Below are 18,292 nucleotides of genomic sequence, written 5' to 3'. Positions count from 1 at the left end.
GCTCACCGATGGTCACGTCAGTGCTGCATCTTCAGACCAGAGTGTGGCTGCGCGAGCGCGGCCGACCGGGTCTACGCCGCATCCAAGCAGGGTCATGTGAACGGCGTGCTACAGACAGGGAAACCGGCGGACCGAGGTGACCTGCGGGAATGCGTAAACCCGACGAAGAGGACGACGACGCCGCCGGCTCGCCACGTATACCCCCTGGGGTATTATGGAGATATCGTTCACCCGAAAAAGAGGAGTCACCATGTGCCGAGCCGTGACCTGTAAGACCTGCGGAAAGACCACCTGGGCGGGATGCGGCCAGCATGTGGATCAGGTGATGCGCGGAGTCAGCGCGGCGCAGCGCTGCCCGGGACACGAGCCTGCGCACTCGAGAGGGTTCTTCAGTCGGCTCTTCGGCCGCTGATGATCCGTCGCTGATCCGACTACGGGTGGGGACACGAAGAAGCCCGCCAGTCTGTGATCCAGACTGACGGGCTTCCGTCGGCGGAGGATGGGGGATTTGAACCCCCGAGGGCGTGAACCCAACACGCGTTCCAAGCGTGCGCCATAGGCCGCTAGGCGAATCCTCCTGGCTGCTTCCCGCTGGCCTGCCTGATCGGCGCGGCCCTCGAGAGCAGACTTCATACTAGCGGAGAACCGACGCATAATGCACATCGAGCCCCCGTAGGATGGATCACTGCCGTGATCTGACCTGAGGAAAGGGGTCGACGATGCCCGCTGGACGCTATGCGCCTAGCCCTTCCGGAGAGTTGCATCTGGGCAACCTGCGCACCGGGATGCTGGCCTGGCTCTTCGCCCGCGCCAGCGGACGCGACTTCCTGCTGCGCTTCGAAGATCTGGATCTGGACCGCACTGTGGCGGGCGCGGAGAATCAGCAGTCTCAGGATCTCCACGCGATGGGTCTGACCTTCGACGCGCTGGACGGTGCCCGCCTGTTCCGGCAGTCCGAGCGGATGGAGCTCTACGCGGACGCCATTGCGCGGCTCCAGCAGGACGGGCTGACCTACGAGTGCTTCTGTTCGCGGCGCGAGATCCGTGAGGCTGCCCGGGCTCCCCACGCACCCACCGGCGCCTATCCCGGCACCTGCCGAGATCTGACCGAGGAGCAGCGGGCACGGCGCCGAGCGGAGCGCCCGGCTGCGCTGCGGCTGCGCGCGCCCCGGTCAGCTGCCGGGACTGCCGAGCAGTCCTCCGTGGAGGACGTGCTGCTGGGCCGGATCACCACGGAGGTCGATGACTTCGTGATCCAGCGCAATGACGGCACCCCCGCCTACAACCTGGCCGTGGTCGTCGACGATCATCTGACCGGAGTGGATCAGGTGGTCCGCGGAGATGACCTGGCCTCCTCCACGCCGAACCAGGCCTACCTGCGCGGACTGCTCTACGGCTGGCACGCAGCCGCGGAGGTTCAGTACGCCCATGTGCCGCTGGTGCTCAACACCGAGGGGCAGCGCCTGGCGAAGCGGGACGGCGCTGTGACCCGTGCCGCCCTGCAGGAACAGGGGATCGACGCCGCGTCGCTGCGTGATCTGCTGCTGGTCTCGCTGGGACTCCCGCCCGGTCCGCTGGCCCAGGCGCTGGAGTCCTTCGACCCGACCGCGCTGCCCACCGAGCCCTGGGTCTTCCAACCTCCGGGCAGCTGAGACGCCCGGAGGTTGAAACACCCAGACAGGTGAAGCGCCCGGCGGCGGGAACAAGGTCTCCAGGCTATGGGCGCAGCAGGATCTTGCCCTTGCGGCCCGCGACGAAGTTCGCCTTCGCGGCCTCGCGCACCTGATCGAAGGGGTAGGTCGCTTCGGCGGTGAGCGAGAGGGTCCCGTCCTTCACCCGAGTGAGCAGCTCGGTGAAGAGCTCCCCGCGACGCTGGGGCGCGAGATCGCTCATCACCCGGGAGCCCCAGAAGCCCTTGATCGTGACGTTCTTGAAGATGATGGCACCGGAGTCCAGCGCCATCGTGCCTCCGGCCATGGCGCCGAAGATCACCAGCGTGCCGTCCTCCCCCAGCTGGGAGAGCACCTGGTTGCTGGCCTCTCCGCCGACGGAGTCGATGCCCGCGACGATCTTTGCCCCGCCGGTGATCTCGGCGACGCGGTCCTGCCAGCCAGCCGACTCCGTGGAGACGACCTGCTCGATGCCCTGGGCGCCGAGCTCCTCGACGCCCTCGTCGCGACGCACCAGGCCCAGCACGTTGATGCCCCGGCTCGGTGCCAGCTGGGCGAGCATCCGGCCCACTGCGCCGTTGGCGGCGTTCTGGATGATCCAGTCGCCCTCGTTCAGATCCAGCCAGTCCAGCAGGGCGATGGTGGAGAAGGGCATGGCGACCAGCTGGGAGGCGACCTCATCTGGGGCGTCCTCGTCCACCGGGATCAGGCCCCCGGCTTGGGCGATGAAGTACTCCGCCCAGGCGCCGAAGACCCCGCCGATGGCGACCCGCTGGCCCACCGTGAGCTGCTCGACGCCCTCGCCGAGCGCGTCGATGACCCCGACGGCCTCGGACCCGGTGCGGGCCGGCAGCTCCGGCTTGAAGCCGTATGACCCGCGGATGGTCCAGAGGTCATGGTTGTGGATGGGGGAGAGCAGGGTCCGCACCCGGACCTCTCCGGCGCCGGGATCCGGGGTGGGGACCTCTTCGACGTCCAGGACGTCCCAGGGCTCGCCGAATGTCTGTTGGGTGACTGCGCGCATGATGCTCTGCCTTCCGTTGGGTGCTGCTGCGTGATGCTGGGGACGCCGATGCTGCGTGGGCGTCACGCGTGGAGGAACGGCTTGGCGTCCAGCGCTATTCCGTTCGGACCGGCTGTGACGGCTCCCACGTAGACTGAACGCACCGTAGACCGTTGGCCGCCCAGTTGAACCACCCGCATCGCTGGAGCCGGCCACGACCATGAAGGCGAGACCCATGCCCGAAGAAAAAAAGTCCGAAGCCACCCAGGATGAGTCCCTCGAGAACTACACGATCGGTGACTACCTGCTGGACCGGCTGGCCGAGCTCGGCCTGACCGAACTGTTCGGCGTCCCCGGAGACTTCAACCTCCATTTCCTGGACCACGTCGTGGCCCACCGCAGCATCCGCTGGGTCGGCTCCGCGAACGAGCTCAACGCCGGCTACAGCGCCGACGGCTATGCCCGTATCCGCGGCATCGGCGCATTCCTGACCACCTACGGAGTCGGCGAGCTCTCCGCGATCAACGCCGTCGCCGGCTCCTACGCCGAGTCCGTGCCGGTGGTCCAGATCGTCGGCGCCCCGCCGAAGGAGACCCAGGCCTCGGGTCGCAAGATCCACCACTCCCTGGGCGACGGCGACTTCAAGCACTTCCTGCGCATGGCCGAAGAGGTCACCTGCGCCCACGCCGACCTCGACGCCCCCACCGCCACCTGGGAGATCGACCGCGTCCTGCGCGACGTCGTCTTCCGTCGTCGCCCCGGCTACCTGATGCTGGCCGCCGACGTCGCCGAAGTGGCCGCCTACCCGCCCTCGGAGCCGCTGGCCACCGACCTCCCGGTGACCACGCCGCGCGCCGTCGCCGCCTTCGAAGAAGCCGTGCGCCGCTTCCTGCCCGGGCGTCGCACCGCCGTGCTGGCCGATCTGCTCGTCCACCGACTCGGCGCCACCGAGGAGCTGGCCTCGTTCCTCACCGACTCCCAGCTGCCCTTCGCCACCCTGGCCTGGGGAAAGACCCTGGTCGACGAGTCGGACCCGAACTTCGTGGGCATCTACGCCGGAGCAGCCTCCCAGGACCGGGTGCGCGACGTCATCGAGGGTGCGGATGCGCTGATCACCCTCGGGGTCGAGTACACCGACAACACCACCGCCGGGTTCTCCATGAACCTCGATCCCGCCCGGATGATCGACGTCTCCCGCTTCGGCGCTCGGGTCGGCGATGAGGTCTTCACGCCCATCTCGCTGCAGGACGCGCTCGCAGTCCTGCACCGGGTCACCACCGAGCTCGACGACGTCGCCCCCATGCCCGCGGCGGCGGCCCCGCCCACGGAAACGCCGCGGGAGCCCTCCGAGGGTCCGCTGACCCAGGACGGCCTCTGGTCCGTGCTGGCCTCGCAGCTGGAATCGGCGAACATCGTCGCCGCCGACCAGGGGACCAGCTACTTCGGCATGGCCTCCCACCGGTTCCCGGCGAAATCCACGTTCATCGGACAGCCCATGTGGGGCTCCATCGGCTACACCCTGCCCGCGATCATCGGAGCCGGGCTCGCAGACCCCAGCCGCCGACCGGTGCTGCTCATCGGCGACGGCTCCGCCCAGCTGACCATCCAGGAGATGGGGGTGATGATCCGCGAGAAGCTGCCCGTGGTGGTGGTGCTGGTCAACAACGACGGCTACACCGTCGAGCGCGCGATCCACGGACCCGACGAGGTGTACAACGACATCGCGCCCTGGCGCTGGGAGCTGGTGCCCCGCCTCTTCGGCGCCGCCGAGGAGGACTACCTCTACCGCCGGGTCACCACCGAGGCCGAGCTGCTCGCAGCCTGCAAGGACACCATGAGCAACCGCGAGAAGCTGGTGTTCATCGAGGCGATCACCGACCGCGATGACATCCCGCAGCTGCTTCAAGATGTGGCCAACGCGCTCAAGCGATGAGCTCCATTGGCCTTGAACCCTGAGGCCGAGATACGATGATCCCTGGCCCCACGTGCGGTGCCATCCTGCTGAACTCCCCCAGGACCGGAAGGTAGCAAGGGTAAGTGGGCTCTGGCAGGTGCACGTGGGGCTCTTAACGTCTCCAGCCGCTTGTCGTCCGCGGGGAGTTCCCGCGGGAATCAGCCTCTAGACTGATGCCGCGCCGCCGCCGAGTTCCTAATCTCGGAGCATGACTTCTTCACCAAGCGCTCTCTCGCCGACTGCCGTCTCGGCAGCTGCCCCCTCACCTTCTCAAATCCCCGCCTGGATCCAGAACCGGTGGGTCCAGGGGACTGCTGCCGGCGTCCTCACCCTAGTGCCGGTGCGCCGATACCCGGAATGGCTGCGTCAGGCCATCATGTGGGTCCCTGCGGCGAGCATCACCACGATCCTGGTCACTCCACGAGTCTGGGAGGCCATGGCCGAGGCTGGCCGGACGTCGGCCGAGCATGGGCCGGACCAGCTGCACGAGCCAGGCGAGCGGGACCCGGTGGAGCAGCAGGAGTCGCCGCCGCTGGTGGAGGACGATTCAGCGCAGGATCAAAAACCGCCCCTGAGCCCTCGGCGCCGGGTAGCGCTGTGGGGCATCGGGGTCGCCGCCGGGGCTTCGGTCTACGGGTACATGCGCTTCTCGCTGTGGCTGGATGGAGCCATCGAGGACAAGCTGCGAGAGCACGGCATCGCGCGGCCACGGATCGCGATGGCCGTTCTCGGCGGCCTGGTCACCACAGCAACCGGCAGCGCCGGTGGGCAGCAGAGGTCACGCGTCGACTCCCCAGAGGCTGGGCCTCGGCTCGCCGCGTCTGGCGGCTGACTCTCCAAGGCCCCGGTGAGCTTCTAGAATCGAGCCATGGATCACCGGCCCGCGAGCACCCGCACCCAACGGCTCCTGCTCTGGCTCGGGACCCTGGCCGTGATCGGAGCGATCAGCGGCGCCAGCTGGCTGATGATCAACGGGACGATTCCGCTGAGCGTCTTCGGCCGCGGATCCATCCCGACCGCAGAGCAGTGCCCCTCCAGCACGCAGCAGCCGGTGGTGCCCGAGCGGGTCCGGATCTCAGTGTTCAACACGACCAACTCCGCGGGGCTCGCACAAGAGGTAGCCGAGGATCTGCGCGACCGTCGCTTCCGGGTGGCTGAAGTGGACAACGACTACTTCGCCGACACCGGCTTCGCCGGGATCATCCGCGTCGGGGATCGGGGTCTGCGGCAGGCCTACACGCTGCAGCAGCACATCCCCGGCTCGATGGTCGACTTCGACGATCGCGACGACTACAGGGTGGATCTCATCCTGGGGTCGGAGTTCTCGGCCCAGGACATGGAAGAGGCCGGGGACCTCCAGATGGTCCCCGGCCTGCTGCGCTGCGCCACCGACTAGTCGATCGGCTCAGCCCAGTTCCGTTCAGCCCAGTTCAGCTGTGGTTCGGTCCAGTGGAGCTCAGCGCGCGTTCTTCCAGCGCCGGGCGGCGATGAAGCTGCGGACCCCCAGGACGATGTAGACCACCAGCACGATCACGGTGACCAGTGCGGAGATCACCGCTCCGGGGTTGTCTGACTCGCCGGCGAAGAGCTCGGGCAGGCTCATCAGCGGCATGATCATGCCCAGCGCGCCCAGAAGTGCGACCGCCAGGGCGATGTGGACGCCGAGCTTGCGGTTCTTCATCGCGATGCCGCCGCTGATCAGCAGCAGCACGCCCACCACCGAGGGGATCAGCGCGGTCATGCTGGCGAACTCGGTGGCCACGTAGCCGACGATGCCGATGACGACGAGCAGCCCGCCGACGATCAGGGTCAGCTGCGGCATCGGGCTGGCCGGCGCGGCAGGCGACGTCGTCGTCGGGTTGGTGGAGGTCCTAGTGTTCGGGGCGTTCGTGGGGGAGGTGGGGTTCGTCATGGTGCTCCTCTTCGGTGATCTGCGGCGGGAATCGGGCGGACTTTCCTCTTCTACACAGTGTAGAAGATCAGGTTCGGTCGAATCTTCCAGCGTTTCTTCGATTGCGCAAAGAAACGCAGATCTTTGATGAGAAAAGTCTGGTGCGGGGGGTTCACAGGGGATGAACTGGGGTTGTCCCCGAAAGACGGTCCACGATTCAAAGGAGATTCAGATGACCGACACACTTACCTCGCAGCCAGAGACATCGCAGACCTCGCAGCCCGAGGCCACGCTTCGCCCCGAGACCAAAGAGGTCTTCCAGCAGAAGGTCGACGCGCTGCAGCAGGACTGGGACACCAACCCGCGCTGGGAGCGCACCACCCGCGACTACTCCGCGGCCGAGGTCATCAAGCTGCAGGGCAACGTCCAGGAAGAGCGCACGCTGGCCAAGCGCGGCTCCGAGAAGCTGTGGAGCCAGCTCACCGCAGAGCACGCCGAGGGCAAGTACACGAATTCCCTGGGTGCGCTGACCGGAAACATGGCCGTCCAGCAGGTCAAGGCAGGTCTGCGCGCCATCTACCTCTCCGGCTGGCAGGTCGCCGGCGACGCGAACCTCTCGGGCCATACCTACCCGGACCAGTCGCTCTACCCGGCCAACTCGGTGCCTTCCGTGGTGCGCCGGATCAACAACGCGCTGCTCCGCGCCGACCAGATCGACTACCTGGAGGGCACCCGCACGGTCGAGGACTACATGGTCCCGATCATCGCCGACGCCGAGGCCGGCTTCGGCGGACCGCTGAACGCCTACGAGCTGATGAAGTCCATGATCGCCTCCGGCGCGGCCGGCGTGCACTGGGAGGATCAGCTCGCCTCGGAGAAGAAGTGTGGACACCTCGGCGGCAAGGTGCTGATCCCGACCGGTCAGCATGTGCGCACGCTGCAGTCGGCCCGTCTGGCTGCCGATGTGCACAACACCCCCAGCGTGGTCATCGCCCGCACTGATGCTGAGGCCGCCACCCTGATCACCTCCGACGTCGACGAGCGAGACCAGCCCTTCATCACCGGAGAGCGGACCGCCGAGGGCTTCTATAAGGTGCGCAACGGCATCGAGCCCTGCATCGCCCGGGCCAAGGCCTATGCCCCCTACGCGGATCTGATCTGGATGGAGACCGGCACCCCGGACCTGGAGTACGCCAAGCAGTTCGCCGAGGCGGTCAAGGCCGAGTACCCGGATCAGATGCTCGCCTACAACTGCTCGCCCTCGTTCAACTGGAAGAAGCACCTCGACGACGAGACCATCGCGAAGTTCCAGCGTGAGCTGGGTGCCATGGGCTTCACGTTCCAGTTCATCACCCTGGCCGGCTTCCACGCGCTGAACTACTCGATGTTCGAGCTGGCGCGCGGATACAAGGACAACCAGATGAAGGCCTACGTGGAGCTGCAGGAGAAGGAATTCGCAGCAGAAGCGGATGGCTACACCGCCACGAAGCACCAGCGCGAGGTCGGCACCGGCTACTTCGATGCCATCTCGACCACCTTGAACCCCGAGTCCTCGACGGTGGCCTACAAGGGTTCCACCGAAGCAGGACAATTCCACTGATCCACCGGCATTGACAAAGGAGTCAGCCATGAACGCCCAGACCAGCACATCCATCCGCTCCAGCACCACGCCCCGGAACCAGGCCACCACCGCTGCCGCCGAGGCGACCTCGAGCAACGGCATCACGATCAACGGCATCACACTCAGCGCGCCGCGGGCACCGCGGCAGAATGAGGTGTTCACCGCGGATGCGCTGACCTTCCTGAGCACCCTGCACCGCGAGTTCGGCAGCCGCATCGCCGAGCTCGAGGGGCCGGAGCTGCAGCCGCAGCGGAATTTCGCGCCCAGCCCCGTGGGGCGGAGCGGAAGCGCGGAGGAGGCTGAGGCCTCTTGGAAGGCGCTGGTTGAGCGGTATCTGGTGGAACCACCTTCGGCCTTCGCCACCCCCCGGCGGCTGACCCGGTCCGAGGACCGGATCTTCGCCAAGGGGGAGGCGCTGTCGGCAGGACTGGTTGACTTCGCGCTGCATATCCAGCGCCGAGCACGCCGCCTGGTCTCTGAGGGCAGGGCTCCGTTCATCTCGCTGCTCGGCATCGAGAGCGAGGATGAGCTGGAGATCTGGCAGGAGATGTTCACCCGGGCCGAAGAGCTGGTCGGTCTTCCGGCAGGCACCATCCGTGCGATCACCTTCAGCGCAGAGCAGGACGACGCCGGCGGCGCCGTCCTGCTGCAGAAGCGGGCCCGCTGACGAAGCAGCTGAGCTCACGACAGAGACCCCCGATCCCTGAGCCGAGTCTTTGACTCGCCACGGTATCGGGGGTCTCTGTCGTGAGGCACTGAGCAGCTGGACCCGATCAGGGTCGAATGATCACTCCTTGAGTGAGTCGATCATCTCCGCGTTGTCTTCCAGCCAGACCTGAGCAGCCTCTTCCTCGTTGTCCGCGTACTCGTTGACCATCATGTTCTCCAGCTCCGCGTACTCCTCGTCGGTGAGCGTGAACCCGCTCATCCACTCGGCGACGTCGGGGAACTCTTCGGAGAAGCCGGAGTTGGCGATGAAGTTCAGCGTCTCCGGCTCGCCCAGCGCGCCGGCGGGATCTTCGAGGTCCTTCAGGTCGTAGTCGCCGTAGGCGTAGAAGGGCCTCCACAGGGTGACGACGATGTCTTCCTCGCTGTCGATGGCGGAGCCGAGCTCGGCCAGCATGGCGCTGGTCGAGGACTCCACGAGCTCGAAGTTCTCATCCAGCTCGTATTCCGGGAAGACCGAGTCGGCGGTGACGCCCATGTGACCGGACCCGGGCTCGATGCCGACGACCCGGTTTTCGAAGTCCTCGGCGTTGTCGTTGAGCTCTTCGATGGAGTCGATGTCGCTGTAGGTCGGCACGGCGAAGGTCAGCACGGCGCCCTCGTAGTAGGCCCCGAGGTCCTCGAGGTCGTCCCCGTACTGGTCCATGTAGTCGGCGTGGGTGACTTCCGGCCATGCCGAGGGGTAGACGTCGATGTCTCCCTCGGCGACACCGGTGTAGAGCAGGGCGGCGTCGTTGATCTCCTCGATCTCGACCTCATAGCCCTCATCCTCGAGGATGCCCTGCCAGAGGTAGGCCATGCTCAGCCCATCGGTCCACGAGGGGATGATGCCCAGAGTGACCGTTCCGCCGCCTTCGCCAGCGCCGGTCTCATCCGCGGCGTCACCGGCGGTGTCGTCGCCTCCGCCGCAGGCGGTCAGCGCCAGGGCGGCGGCAGCGGTCAGCCCGATGAACTTGGATGTGGTTCCAGTGCGTGTACTCATCATCTTCCTCATTCCATGTCGGTGGTGCAGTGCGAAAATGTGGTGAGCAGGAGGGGTCTCAGGGCGTCTGTCCCATGGCCCGGCTTCGGGTGGCGGAGCGCTCGGCGTCGTGGCCGCGACGGGTCAGCTTTGAGATGCGCCCGGAGAGGACGCCGCCGCTGCCGACGGCGGCGGTGACGCGGTCCAGGAAGATCGCGAGCACCACCACGGAGAGGCCTGCTTCGAAGCCGAGCCCGATGTCCAGGCTGCCGATCGACCGGGTGACCTCGCCGCCGAGCCCACCGGCACCGACGAACCCGGCGATCACCGCCATGGAGAGCGCGAGCATGATCACCTGGTTGACGCCGGCCATGATGGTCTGCAGCGCCAGCGGCAGCTGGATCTTCAACAGGATCTGCCAGGGAGTGCTGCCAAAGGCCTGCCCCGCTTCGACGACCTCGGAGTCGACCTGCCGGACGCCCAGCTCCGCGAAGCGGAGTCCGGGTGGAAGGGCGAAGATCACCGTGGCAATCACGGCCCCTGCGACGCCGATGCTGAACAAGGTCACCACCGGGACCAGCCAGACCAGCGCCGGCATCGTCTGCATCAGGTCCATCACGGGTCTCACGATGTTGCTGACGCGCTGGGAGCGGGCGGCAGCAATGCCCAGCGGTATCCCGATGAGCAGGGCGACTGCGGCCGCCACGATCACCAGGGCCAGTGTGGCCATAGCCTGCTCCCACTGGTCCACACTGATGATGAAGACCAGCAGCACGAAGGAGAGCAGCCCGAGCTTCCAGTTGCTGACCAGCCAGGCGAACAGGGCGAAAAGGACGACGAGCAGCATCGCGTCGGGGGCGTTGAGCAGCCCCTCCAGGGTATCGACCAGGGCCGTCAGGAAATCCCGGATCAGGTCCAGGAGGACCCCGAGATTGGCGTTCACCCAGTCGAATCCGGATTCGATCCACGTCCCTACATTGAGGCGGGGGACACCCGCGCCCTCGGTCTCCTCGGCTGTTGCGATCATCGGGACACCTCGGTCTTCATTGGCTGCTCGTGCTTCGGCTCGGCCAGGGCGTTCAGAAGCGTCACCCTCGCGATGATTCCCTCGAGTCGGCCAGCATCGTCGATCACTGCCAAGCCTGTCTCATGTTCGGCCGCCTGAGTCATGAGCTCGGCGAGCGGGGTGTCTGCATGGACCGCGGGAGCAGGCTGCAGCAGCCCCTCGAGCGTGTCGGTGCCGCGGGTCACGGCCTCGGCGACGGCTGCCTCGTGGACGAAGCCGTGCAGCTTCTTGCTGCGATCGACCACGGCGAGCACGTTGGTCTGGTGTTCGCGCATCAGCTTGTGGGCGGTGCGAGGGCCCTGTTCCATGCCGAGGACCGCCACGGGAGGCTCCATGATGGCGCCGGCCGTGAGCACCCTTGATCGGTCTACGTCCTGGACGAACTGGGCGACGTAGTCGTTGGCCGGATCATTGAGGATCTGCTCCGAGGTGCCGACCTGCACGGTGCGTCCGTCACGCATCATCGCGATCCGATCTCCCAGCCTCATGGCCTCGTTGAGGTCGTGGGTGATGAACAGGATGGTCTTGCCGAGCTGCTCCTGAAGCTCCACGAGCTGGTCCTGCATCTCCCGACGGATGAGGGGATCCAACGCGCTGAATGCCTCGTCCATGAGCATCACCTCGGTGCCCGCCGCCAGGGCGCGGGCAAGACCGACTCGCTGACGCATCCCTCCGGAGAGCTCGTCCGGCATGGAGCCGCCCCAGCCTTTGAGCCCCACCATGTTCAGCGCCTCTTCGGCTCTGCGTTCACGGTCGGAGCGGTTGAGCCCCTGGATCTCCAGGGCGTAGGCGGCGTTCTGGCCGACGGTGCGGTGCGGCAGGAGTGCGAAGTGCTGAAAGACCATGGAGACCTTCTCTCGGCGGATCCGGCGCAGGTCTCGGTCGGAGAGCTTGGCGATGTCCTCTCCGCCGACCTCAATGCTGCCCGCAGTGGCAGGCAGCAGGCCGTTGACCATGCGGATGAGCGTGGACTTTCCTGAGCCGGAGAGGCCCATCACGACGAAGACCTCACCGGGCTGCACGTCGAAGCTCGCGTCGATCACGGCTGCTGTGCCGAGATCTTTCACGTCCTCGCGATCAGCTCCGTCCTTGATGCGCCGGACGATTTCCTCGGGTCGCTTTCCGAAGGCCTTGAACACGTTCTGTGCTCTGACCGCAGGCTCGCTCGTGCTGGAGTTCAAGATCATTCCCCCGTTGAAGTGATGGTGTCCGACCATATCAGGAGCTGTGCATAACCTGTTTACAACCTGTTAACACTTGATTTCGATATTCCAATGGTTGTGGTGACCCTCACGGTACTCGCGAGATGTGGACTGTGGTGCTCGTCACCGGCCGGGCGGTGACGAGCGGTATGCTCCAGTGATATGCGGACAGCACGAGAGACCTCATCGTCGAGGGAGTCGTCCCGGCGCACCCAGCTTCGCTCCCTGGAGCGCGCCTCAGTCGATGCTCAGGACGAGGGCTTCGACCTGATCGCGCTCGGTCGACGCGTGCGACATCTGCGCAAGCAGGCGGGAATGACCCTCGACGCGCTCGCGGAAGCGCTGGGGACCGCGCCCAGTCAGCTCTCGCTGCTGGAGAACGGCCGCCGCGAGCCCAAGCTCTCCCAGCTCCAGCAGCTGGCCAAGGCGCTGGAGGTCAGCTTCGACGACCTCTTCGGGGCGGAGCCCCCCTCGAAGCGGGCGGCCTTGGAGATCGAGCTCGAGAAGACCCAGCGCGGTCCGCTCTACGCGGCGCTGAACCTTCCCAGCGTCCGGATCAGCAGTCGGCTGCCCATGGATGTGTTGGAGTCGCTGGTGGCGCTGCAGGGTGAGCTGCGTCGTCGTCTGGAGGAGCAGGCCGCCACTCCGGAGGAGGCCCGGCGGGCCAACACCGAGCTGCGCGAGGAGATGCGCGCCAAGAACAACTACTACCCCGAGATCGAAGCGGCAGCCCAAGAGCTGCTGGACGCCGTGGACCACCGCGAGGGACCGCTGTCGCACCACGTGGCCGCCGACATCGCAGCGCATCTCGGATTCTCGCTGCGCTTCGTGAAGAACCTGCCTGAATCGACCCGCTCGGTGACGGATCAGAAGAATCGGATCATCTACCTGACCCAGGGCACCTCGCGGCAGTGGGACGCCCGCTCGGTGCTGCTCCAGGCCCTCGGGCACCAGGTGCTCGGTCACACCGAGCCGGATGACTACTCCGAGTTCCTGCGCCAGCGGGTCTACACCAATTATTTCGCCGCGAGCCTGCTGATGCCGCAGGCCACCACGGTGCGCTTCCTGAAGGAGTCCAAGGCGCGCAAGGAGATTGCGATCGAGGATCTGCGCGACGCCTTCGCGGTCTCCTATGAGTCAGCCGCTCACCGGTTCACCAATCTCGCCACCGAGCACCTGGGCATCACGTGTCACTTCCAGAAGGTCCACGAGTCGGGGATCCTGCACAAGGCCTACGAGAACGACGGGGTGAACTTCCCGGCTGATCACTCTGGAGCCATCGAGGGGCAGACGATCTGCCGGCAGTGGACCTCCCGGCAGGTCTTCGAGGTGGACGACAAGTTCCGGTCCTTCCACCAGTACACCGACACCACTGTCGGCACGTTCTGGTGCACCGCCCGGACCGAGGCGCACTCTTCGGGGCTGTACTCGCTCTCCATCGGAGTGCCCTTCGAGCATGTGAAATGGTTCCGCGGCTCCGACACCACCTCGCGCTCCTCCTCCCGCTGTCCCGACGATCCGACCTGCTGCCGGCAGCCCCCGGCTGCGCTCGCCGCCCGCTGGGAAGGACAGGCCTGGCCGGCTGCGCGTGCCAACAGCCACCTGCTCGCCGCGATGCCACAGGGCGCGTTCCCCGGAGTCGACACCACCGAGGTCTACGAGTTCCTGGAGCGCCACTCGCGTCAGGACTGAGCGCCGCGTGGCTCAAGACGTGAACGTCAGTTTCGCGCAGATTGTTGAACAATCCTCCGGAGTCAGGCATCCTTGATTCAGCTCACACTGAGACGTGGGCAACACCGGCACAAGGAGGATCACGTGGCACAGATCGACCTGAACAGCGATGTCGGAGAGTCCTTCGGCAACTGGACCATCGGTGACGACGCCGCCATCCTGCGCACCGTCTCCAGCGCGAACATCGCCTGCGGCTTCCACGCCGGTGACCCGCTGACCATCCGGGCCACCGCCGCCGAGGCTGTGAGCAGCGACGTCGTCATCGGCGCCCACATCGGCTACCGCGACCTCGCCGGATTCGGTCGTCGGCATCTGGAATGTTCCCCCGATGAGCTCGCCGCCGATGTGCTCTACCAGCTCGGCGCGCTGGAGGGGATCGCCGGCGCGGTCGGCTCCCAGATCCGCTACGTGAAGCCGCACGGCGCCCTCTACCACTCGATGGTCTCTCACACCGGGCACGCCCACGCGGTCATCGACACCATCGCGGCCTATGGCGAGAGCACCGGCCGGGACCTCCCGGTGCTGCTGCTGCCCGGCTCGATCGCCCTGGACTACGCCGCCGAAGCCGGTCTGCGCGGGATCTCCGAGGCCTTCGCCGATCGCGCCTACAACCCGGACGGCACCCTGGTCTCCCGGCGGGAGCCCGACGCGGTCCTCCACGACACCGAGCAGATCGTGGAGAACATGCTGCGCCTGGCCGAGGAGTCGGTGCTGATCGCCCGCGACGGCACCCGGATCGAGACCCAGGCCGAGTCCATCTGCACCCACGGCGACACCGCCGGCGCGGTGGCGATGGCGCAGGCGGTGCGCACCGCCCTGGAGGGTGCCGGAGTCGAGATCCGCAGCTTCGCATGATCAGCGCCATCCACGAGGCGGGTCCCCGCGCGCTCCTGCTCGAGTTCGAGACTCTGGATCAGGTGCTGGCCTGCCATCAGCAGCTGCGCCGTGACCCGCTGCCCGGTCAGGTCGAGGCGGTGGCCGCGGCACGCACGATCCTGCTGCGCTTCACCGCACGGCCCGCACTGCACGAGGCACGCACCCGTCTGCCCGACCTTGAGCTGGGGGAGTTCTCAGCAGCGGACTCCCGCCACGTGGAGCTGGAGGTGATCTACGACGGCGAGGACCTCGAGGAGCTGGCCGCACACCTGGGAATGAGCGTCGAGGCGCTGATCAACTGGCACAGCAACGCATCCTGGACCGGCGCCTTCGGCGGGTTCGCACCCGGATTCACCTACTGCGTCCCCAGCCCTGCACCGGGGGAGACCGTACCGGAGGGCACGGAGAACTCCAGTACCTCCGGTCCGCTGGACGTGCCGCGCCGGAGCAGCCCGCGCACCGCCGTGCCCGCCGGCTCGGTCGCCCTGGCCGGGGAGTTCTCTGCCGTGTACCCGCGGGTCTCGCCGGGCGGCTGGCAGCTGATCGGTCACACCCCGGCCATCATGTGGGACCTCTCCCGCGAGGCCGATGGCGAGTCCCCGGCCCTGGTCCGCCCGGGGGACCTGGTGCGGTACAGGCCCGTGTCCGCCCGCTCGGTGACCACCGAATCCACAGCCGAATCTGAAGCCCCGAGCCAGCAGGACCCCCAGCCCGCTCCGCGGCATGGACAGGACCCTCACCAAGACGACGACGCCGCGCTCACCGTGCTCGATCCCGGCCTGCAGACCCTGATCCAGGACCTCGGCCGCGACGGACTCAGCGATCTCGGGGTCTCCCGCGCCGGAGTCTCCGATGAGGCCGCTGCCCGACACGTCAACCGGCTCCTCGGCAATGGGCCCCAGGCCGCGGTGCTCGAAGCGCTCCACGGCGGACTCAGCCTCCGGGCCGAGACCACCGTGGTGCTCGCCGCCGCCGGCGCGCAGACCCCGCTGGACGTCACCGCGCCCGACGGATCCAGCCGACGCGCCCCGCTGCGCGCCCCCTTCGCCCTCGTCGCGGGGGAGACCCTGACGCTCGGAGCCCCCGAGCGCGGGATGCGCAGCGTGATCGGCCTGCGCGGAGGCATCGCCGCGACCCCGGTGCTCGGAAGCGTCTCCGCCGACACCATGTCCGGACTGGGTCCCGCGCCGCTTGCGGCCGGAGACCTGCTGCGCACCGCCGGTGCCGCACTCGGCGCCGTGGAGCCGCAGCCGAACTCGTCGGCCGCTGAGACGGCCGGCGTTGAATCCGTGAGTGCCGCGACCCCGACCGCGCTGCGCTTCACCTACGGGCCGCGCGCGGACTGGTTCAGTCCCGAGGAGGCGGTCCGGCTGGCCGACCAGCCCTGGGTGGTATCCCAGTCCTCGAACCGGATCGGGATCCGGCTCGAGGTCCCCAAGCCCCCTGGGAGCGCCGCCACCAACACCGCAGGCGGCCCCGAGACTACCGAGACCGCCGAGACGACCGAGACCGCCGACGCCCCGCGCCCGCTGCGCCGACTCAAGGAGGGCGAGCTGCCCAGCGAGGGCGTGGTGCGCGGTTCGCTGCAGATGCCGCCCGCCGGCACCCCGGTGCTCTTCCTCAACGACCACCCGGTCACCGGGGGATACCCCGTGATCGGCGTCGTCATCGATGAAGACCTGCCGCTTGCGGCCCAGCTCGCCCCCGCAGACCAGATCACCCTGGTCCCGGTGGACCCCGACACGCTGACCCCGACCTCCGCGACCCCCGACGCAGAAGAGAAGACCTCACCATGAAGCGCATCCTGATCGCCAACCGCGGGGAGATCGCCGTCCGCATCATCCGCAGCGCCCGCGAATCCGGCTACGCCGCCGCAGCGGTCTATGCCGACCAGGATGCCGACTCGCTCCACGTCCAGCTCGCCGATACCGCTGTGGCGCTGCAGGGCACCACCCCGGCGCAGACCTACCTGGACCAGCAGAAGCTCCTCGACGCGGCCCGCGAGGTCGACGCCGACGCGATCCACCCCGGCTACGGCTTCCTCTCCGAGAACGCCGACTTCGCCCGCGCCGTGATCGCCGCCGGCCTCACCTGGATCGGTCCCAACCCCGAGACCATCGAATCGCTGGGGAACAAGGTCACCGCCCGGGCGCTCGCGGTCAAGGTTGGCGCCCCGCTGGTCCCGGGCACCGACGGCCCGGTCGCCGACGGCGAGGAGATCCGCGCGTTCGTGGCCGAGCACGGACTCCCGGTGGCGATCAAGGCCGCCCACGGCGGCGGCGGTCGCGGCATGCGCATCGTCCGCGAGGAGTCCGAGATCGACGAGGCCTTCGCCTCCGCTGTGCGCGAGGCCGAAGCCGCCTTCGGCCGCGGGGAATGCTTCGTGGAACGGTTCCTGGACCGGCCCCGGCACGTGGAGGCCCAGGTCCTCGCGGACACCCACGGCAACGTCGTCGTCGTCGGCACCCGAGACTGCTCGCTGCAGCGGCGGAACCAGAAGCTGGTGGAAGAGGCGCCCGCGCCGTTCCTCAGCGAGGATCAGCGCGCGGACATCCACCGCTCCGCCCGGGCGATCTGCGCCGAGGCCGGCTACGTCGGGGCCGGCACCGTGGAGTACCTGCTCAGTCCCGGCAGGGACGAGCAGCCCGGTCTGCTGAGCTTCCTGGAGGTCAACACCCGGCTGCAGGTGGAGCACCCGGTCACCGAAGAGACCTCCGGGGTGGACCTGGTGGCCGAACAGCTGCGCATCGCCGAGGGGGAGCCATTGCGCCTCACCGAAGACCCGCAGCCGCGCGGCCACTCGGTGGAGTTCCGGCTCAACGCCGAGGAACCTGCCCACGGGTTTCTGCCCACCCCCGGCCCGGTGACGCTCTTCGCCCCGCCCACCGGCCCCGGCATCCGGGTCGACACCGGGGTGCGCAGCGGCGACGAGATCTCCGGTGCCTTCGATTCGATGCTGGCCAAGCTCGTGGTCACCGGACCTGACCGCAGCACCACGCTGCGCCGCGCCCGCATGGCGCTGGAGGAGATGCGCATCGAAGGCCTGCCTACGGTGCTGCCCTTCCACCGCCAGGTGCTCGAGGCGCAGGACTTCCTCGCCGCCGAGGGCCCCGACAGCTTCAGAGTCCACACCCGCTGGATCGAGACCGAGTTCGAGGCCGCCTATGGCGAGTCCATGGTCGACTCCGAGCACCTCGCCGCCGCGCTGCGTCACCGAGAGCACCGGATGCGCCGCACCACCGTGGAGATCGACGGTCGCGCGGTGAGCCTGGGGATCCCCGCCGCCCTGCTGAACCTGCTCGGCAACGGCAACGGCGCTGGAACCTCCGAGGACGACGCCGCCGGCGCGCCCGCAGAGACCGCACCCGGGGCCGTGGTGTCGAAGCTGGCGGGCAGTCTGGTCAACTTCGCGGTCGAGGACGGCGCCCAGGTCTCCGCCGGAGATCCGATCGCGGTCCTGGAGGCGATGAAGATGGAGTCCACCGTGGCCGCACCGCGCGACGGGCGCTTCCGCCGCGAGAACCTCGCGCCAGGCGCGGCGCTGCAGGCCGGCCAGGTGCTGGGCACCCTCGAGTGACGGCGGCGATGTGA

General features: G+C 67.8%; 16 protein-coding genes, 1 tRNA gene and 1 other RNA gene. 12 read left to right on the top strand and 6 right to left on the bottom strand.

Annotated features, from left to right (window positions below; genetic code table 11):
* Positions 1–250: 250 nt before the first annotated feature.
* Positions 251–412 carry a DUF8730 family Cys-rich protein gene (locus ACHAA4_RS15370; protein ID WP_494337968.1) on the top strand — a complete coding sequence of 54 codons (162 nt, stop codon included), beginning with the start codon at positions 251–253 and terminating at the stop codon, positions 410–412.
* Between the two features lie 81 nt (positions 413–493).
* Here the strand turns inward: ACHAA4_RS15370 and ACHAA4_RS07435 are convergent.
* A tRNA-Ser gene (locus ACHAA4_RS07435) sits at positions 494–578 on the bottom strand.
* A 141-nt stretch (positions 579–719) separates the two neighbouring features.
* On the opposite strand from ACHAA4_RS07435, the gene gluQRS reads away from it, so the two are divergent.
* On the top strand, positions 720–1,652 hold the full coding sequence (gene gluQRS, locus ACHAA4_RS07430; RefSeq protein WP_435773561.1) for a tRNA glutamyl-Q(34) synthetase GluQRS: 933 nt from the start codon (positions 720–722) through the stop codon (positions 1,650–1,652).
* 64 nt (positions 1,653–1,716) lie between these two features.
* On the opposite strand, the gene ACHAA4_RS07425 is transcribed toward gluQRS, so the two are convergent.
* Entirely contained in the window at positions 1,717–2,694 is a 978-nt protein-coding gene (locus ACHAA4_RS07425) for a zinc-binding dehydrogenase (protein WP_435773560.1), read from the bottom strand.
* Between the two features lie 214 nt (positions 2,695–2,908).
* On the opposite strand from ACHAA4_RS07425, the gene ACHAA4_RS07420 reads away from it, so the two are divergent.
* The 4 genes from ACHAA4_RS07420 to ACHAA4_RS07405 all read left to right on the top strand — a co-directional run bounded on the left by ACHAA4_RS07420 (position 2,909) and on the right by ACHAA4_RS07405 (position 6,023).
* Positions 2,909–4,606 carry an alpha-keto acid decarboxylase family protein gene (locus ACHAA4_RS07420; RefSeq protein ID WP_435773559.1) on the top strand — a complete coding sequence of 566 codons (1,698 nt, stop codon included), beginning with the start codon at positions 2,909–2,911 and terminating at the stop codon, positions 4,604–4,606.
* Positions 4,607–4,647: 41 nt separating this feature from the next.
* An RNA gene (gene ffs / locus ACHAA4_RS07415) (signal recognition particle sRNA small type) lies at positions 4,648–4,744 on the top strand.
* 91 nt (positions 4,745–4,835) lie between these two features.
* Positions 4,836–5,459: a hypothetical protein gene (locus ACHAA4_RS07410; protein ID WP_435773558.1), complete on the top strand. Its 624-nt coding sequence runs from the start codon at positions 4,836–4,838 to the stop codon at positions 5,457–5,459.
* A 36-nt stretch (positions 5,460–5,495) separates the two neighbouring features.
* Positions 5,496–6,023 carry a LytR C-terminal domain-containing protein gene (locus tag ACHAA4_RS07405; RefSeq protein WP_435773557.1) on the top strand — a complete coding sequence of 176 codons (528 nt, stop codon included), beginning with the start codon at positions 5,496–5,498 and terminating at the stop codon, positions 6,021–6,023.
* Between the two features lie 60 nt (positions 6,024–6,083).
* Here the strand turns inward: ACHAA4_RS07405 and ACHAA4_RS07400 are convergent, their stop codons facing one another.
* Complete coding sequence (locus tag ACHAA4_RS07400) at positions 6,084–6,539, bottom strand: hypothetical protein (protein WP_435773556.1); 456 nt, start codon at positions 6,537–6,539, stop codon at positions 6,084–6,086.
* Positions 6,540–6,750: 211 nt separating this feature from the next.
* Between ACHAA4_RS07400 and aceA the strand changes: the two genes are divergently transcribed.
* Both aceA and ACHAA4_RS07390 read left to right on the top strand, forming a co-directional pair.
* Positions 6,751–8,118 (top strand): isocitrate lyase, encoded by a 1,368-nt coding sequence (aceA, locus tag ACHAA4_RS07395; RefSeq protein ID WP_435773555.1) that lies wholly within the window; start codon positions 6,751–6,753, stop codon positions 8,116–8,118.
* 28 nt (positions 8,119–8,146) lie between these two features.
* Entirely contained in the window at positions 8,147–8,806 is a 660-nt protein-coding gene (locus ACHAA4_RS07390; protein ID WP_435773554.1) for a hypothetical protein, read from the top strand.
* A 120-nt stretch (positions 8,807–8,926) separates the two neighbouring features.
* On the opposite strand, the gene ACHAA4_RS07385 is transcribed toward ACHAA4_RS07390, so the two are convergent.
* Genes ACHAA4_RS07385 through ACHAA4_RS07375 form a run of 3 tightly spaced genes read right to left on the bottom strand, consistent with a single transcriptional unit; the run spans position 8,927 to position 12,073 of the window.
* Positions 8,927–9,847, bottom strand: coding sequence for a glycine betaine ABC transporter substrate-binding protein (locus ACHAA4_RS07385; protein WP_435773553.1), 921 nt, complete (start codon positions 9,845–9,847; stop codon positions 8,927–8,929).
* A 58-nt stretch (positions 9,848–9,905) separates the two neighbouring features.
* Positions 9,906–10,853: an ABC transporter permease gene (locus ACHAA4_RS07380; RefSeq protein WP_435773552.1), complete on the bottom strand. Its 948-nt coding sequence runs from the start codon at positions 10,851–10,853 to the stop codon at positions 9,906–9,908.
* Positions 10,850–12,073, bottom strand: a complete 1,224-nt coding sequence (locus ACHAA4_RS07375; RefSeq protein WP_435773551.1) for a quaternary amine ABC transporter ATP-binding protein — start codon at positions 12,071–12,073, stop codon at positions 10,850–10,852. Before ACHAA4_RS07375 ends, ACHAA4_RS07380 begins: the two co-directional genes overlap by 4 nt.
* 183 nt (positions 12,074–12,256) lie before the next feature.
* Here ACHAA4_RS07375 and ACHAA4_RS07370 point away from each other — a divergent pair, with 183 nt between their 5' ends.
* From ACHAA4_RS07370 to ACHAA4_RS07355, 4 genes are all read left to right on the top strand, one after another.
* Complete coding sequence (locus ACHAA4_RS07370) at positions 12,257–13,786, top strand: helix-turn-helix domain-containing protein (protein ID WP_435773550.1); 1,530 nt, start codon at positions 12,257–12,259, stop codon at positions 13,784–13,786.
* A 123-nt stretch (positions 13,787–13,909) separates the two neighbouring features.
* Positions 13,910–14,680 (top strand): LamB/YcsF family protein, encoded by a 771-nt coding sequence (locus ACHAA4_RS07365; protein WP_435773549.1) that lies wholly within the window; start codon positions 13,910–13,912, stop codon positions 14,678–14,680.
* Positions 14,677–16,497 carry a 5-oxoprolinase subunit B/C family protein gene (locus ACHAA4_RS07360; RefSeq protein WP_435773548.1) on the top strand — a complete coding sequence of 607 codons (1,821 nt, stop codon included), beginning with the start codon at positions 14,677–14,679 and terminating at the stop codon, positions 16,495–16,497. Before ACHAA4_RS07365 ends, ACHAA4_RS07360 begins: the two co-directional genes overlap by 4 nt.
* Positions 16,494–18,278 (top strand): acetyl/propionyl/methylcrotonyl-CoA carboxylase subunit alpha, encoded by a 1,785-nt coding sequence (locus ACHAA4_RS07355; protein ID WP_435773547.1) that lies wholly within the window; start codon positions 16,494–16,496, stop codon positions 18,276–18,278. Before ACHAA4_RS07360 ends, ACHAA4_RS07355 begins: the two co-directional genes overlap by 4 nt.
* Positions 18,279–18,292 lie beyond the last annotated feature (14 nt).

Source organism: Nesterenkonia maliinae (assembly GCF_051262655.1).
In the GTDB taxonomy this organism is placed as follows: Bacteria; Actinomycetota; Actinomycetes; order Actinomycetales; family Micrococcaceae; genus Nesterenkonia.
This window is presented reverse-complemented; position numbering and strand designations above follow the sequence as displayed.

What these genes read in the sequence shown, in the direction of transcription:
- ACHAA4_RS07425 (WP_435773560.1), bottom strand. Translation starts at nt 2,694, where the DNA reads ATGCGCGCAGTCACCCAACAGACATTCGGCGAGCCCTGGGACGTCCTG.
- aceA (WP_435773555.1), top strand. Translation starts at nt 6,751, where the DNA reads ATGACCGACACACTTACCTCGCAGCCAGAGACATCGCAGACCTCGCAG.
- ACHAA4_RS07390 (WP_435773554.1), top strand. Translation starts at nt 8,147, where the DNA reads ATGAACGCCCAGACCAGCACATCCATCCGCTCCAGCACCACGCCCCGG.
- ACHAA4_RS07405 (WP_435773557.1), top strand. Translation starts at nt 5,496, where the DNA reads ATGGATCACCGGCCCGCGAGCACCCGCACCCAACGGCTCCTGCTCTGG.
- gluQRS (WP_435773561.1), top strand. Translation starts at nt 720, where the DNA reads ATGCCCGCTGGACGCTATGCGCCTAGCCCTTCCGGAGAGTTGCATCTG.
- ACHAA4_RS07355 (WP_435773547.1), top strand. Translation starts at nt 16,494, where the DNA reads ATGAAGCGCATCCTGATCGCCAACCGCGGGGAGATCGCCGTCCGCATC.
- ACHAA4_RS07385 (WP_435773553.1), bottom strand. Translation starts at nt 9,847, where the DNA reads ATGAGTACACGCACTGGAACCACATCCAAGTTCATCGGGCTGACCGCT.
- ACHAA4_RS07370 (WP_435773550.1), top strand. Translation starts at nt 12,257, where the DNA reads ATGCGGACAGCACGAGAGACCTCATCGTCGAGGGAGTCGTCCCGGCGC.
- ACHAA4_RS07380 (WP_435773552.1), bottom strand. Translation starts at nt 10,853, where the DNA reads ATGATCGCAACAGCCGAGGAGACCGAGGGCGCGGGTGTCCCCCGCCTC.
- ACHAA4_RS07360 (WP_435773548.1), top strand. Translation starts at nt 14,677, where the DNA reads ATGATCAGCGCCATCCACGAGGCGGGTCCCCGCGCGCTCCTGCTCGAG.
- ACHAA4_RS07400 (WP_435773556.1), bottom strand. Translation starts at nt 6,539, where the DNA reads ATGACGAACCCCACCTCCCCCACGAACGCCCCGAACACTAGGACCTCC.
- ACHAA4_RS07420 (WP_435773559.1), top strand. Translation starts at nt 2,909, where the DNA reads ATGCCCGAAGAAAAAAAGTCCGAAGCCACCCAGGATGAGTCCCTCGAG.
- ACHAA4_RS07410 (WP_435773558.1), top strand. Translation starts at nt 4,836, where the DNA reads ATGACTTCTTCACCAAGCGCTCTCTCGCCGACTGCCGTCTCGGCAGCT.
- ACHAA4_RS15370 (WP_494337968.1), top strand. Translation starts at nt 251, where the DNA reads ATGTGCCGAGCCGTGACCTGTAAGACCTGCGGAAAGACCACCTGGGCG.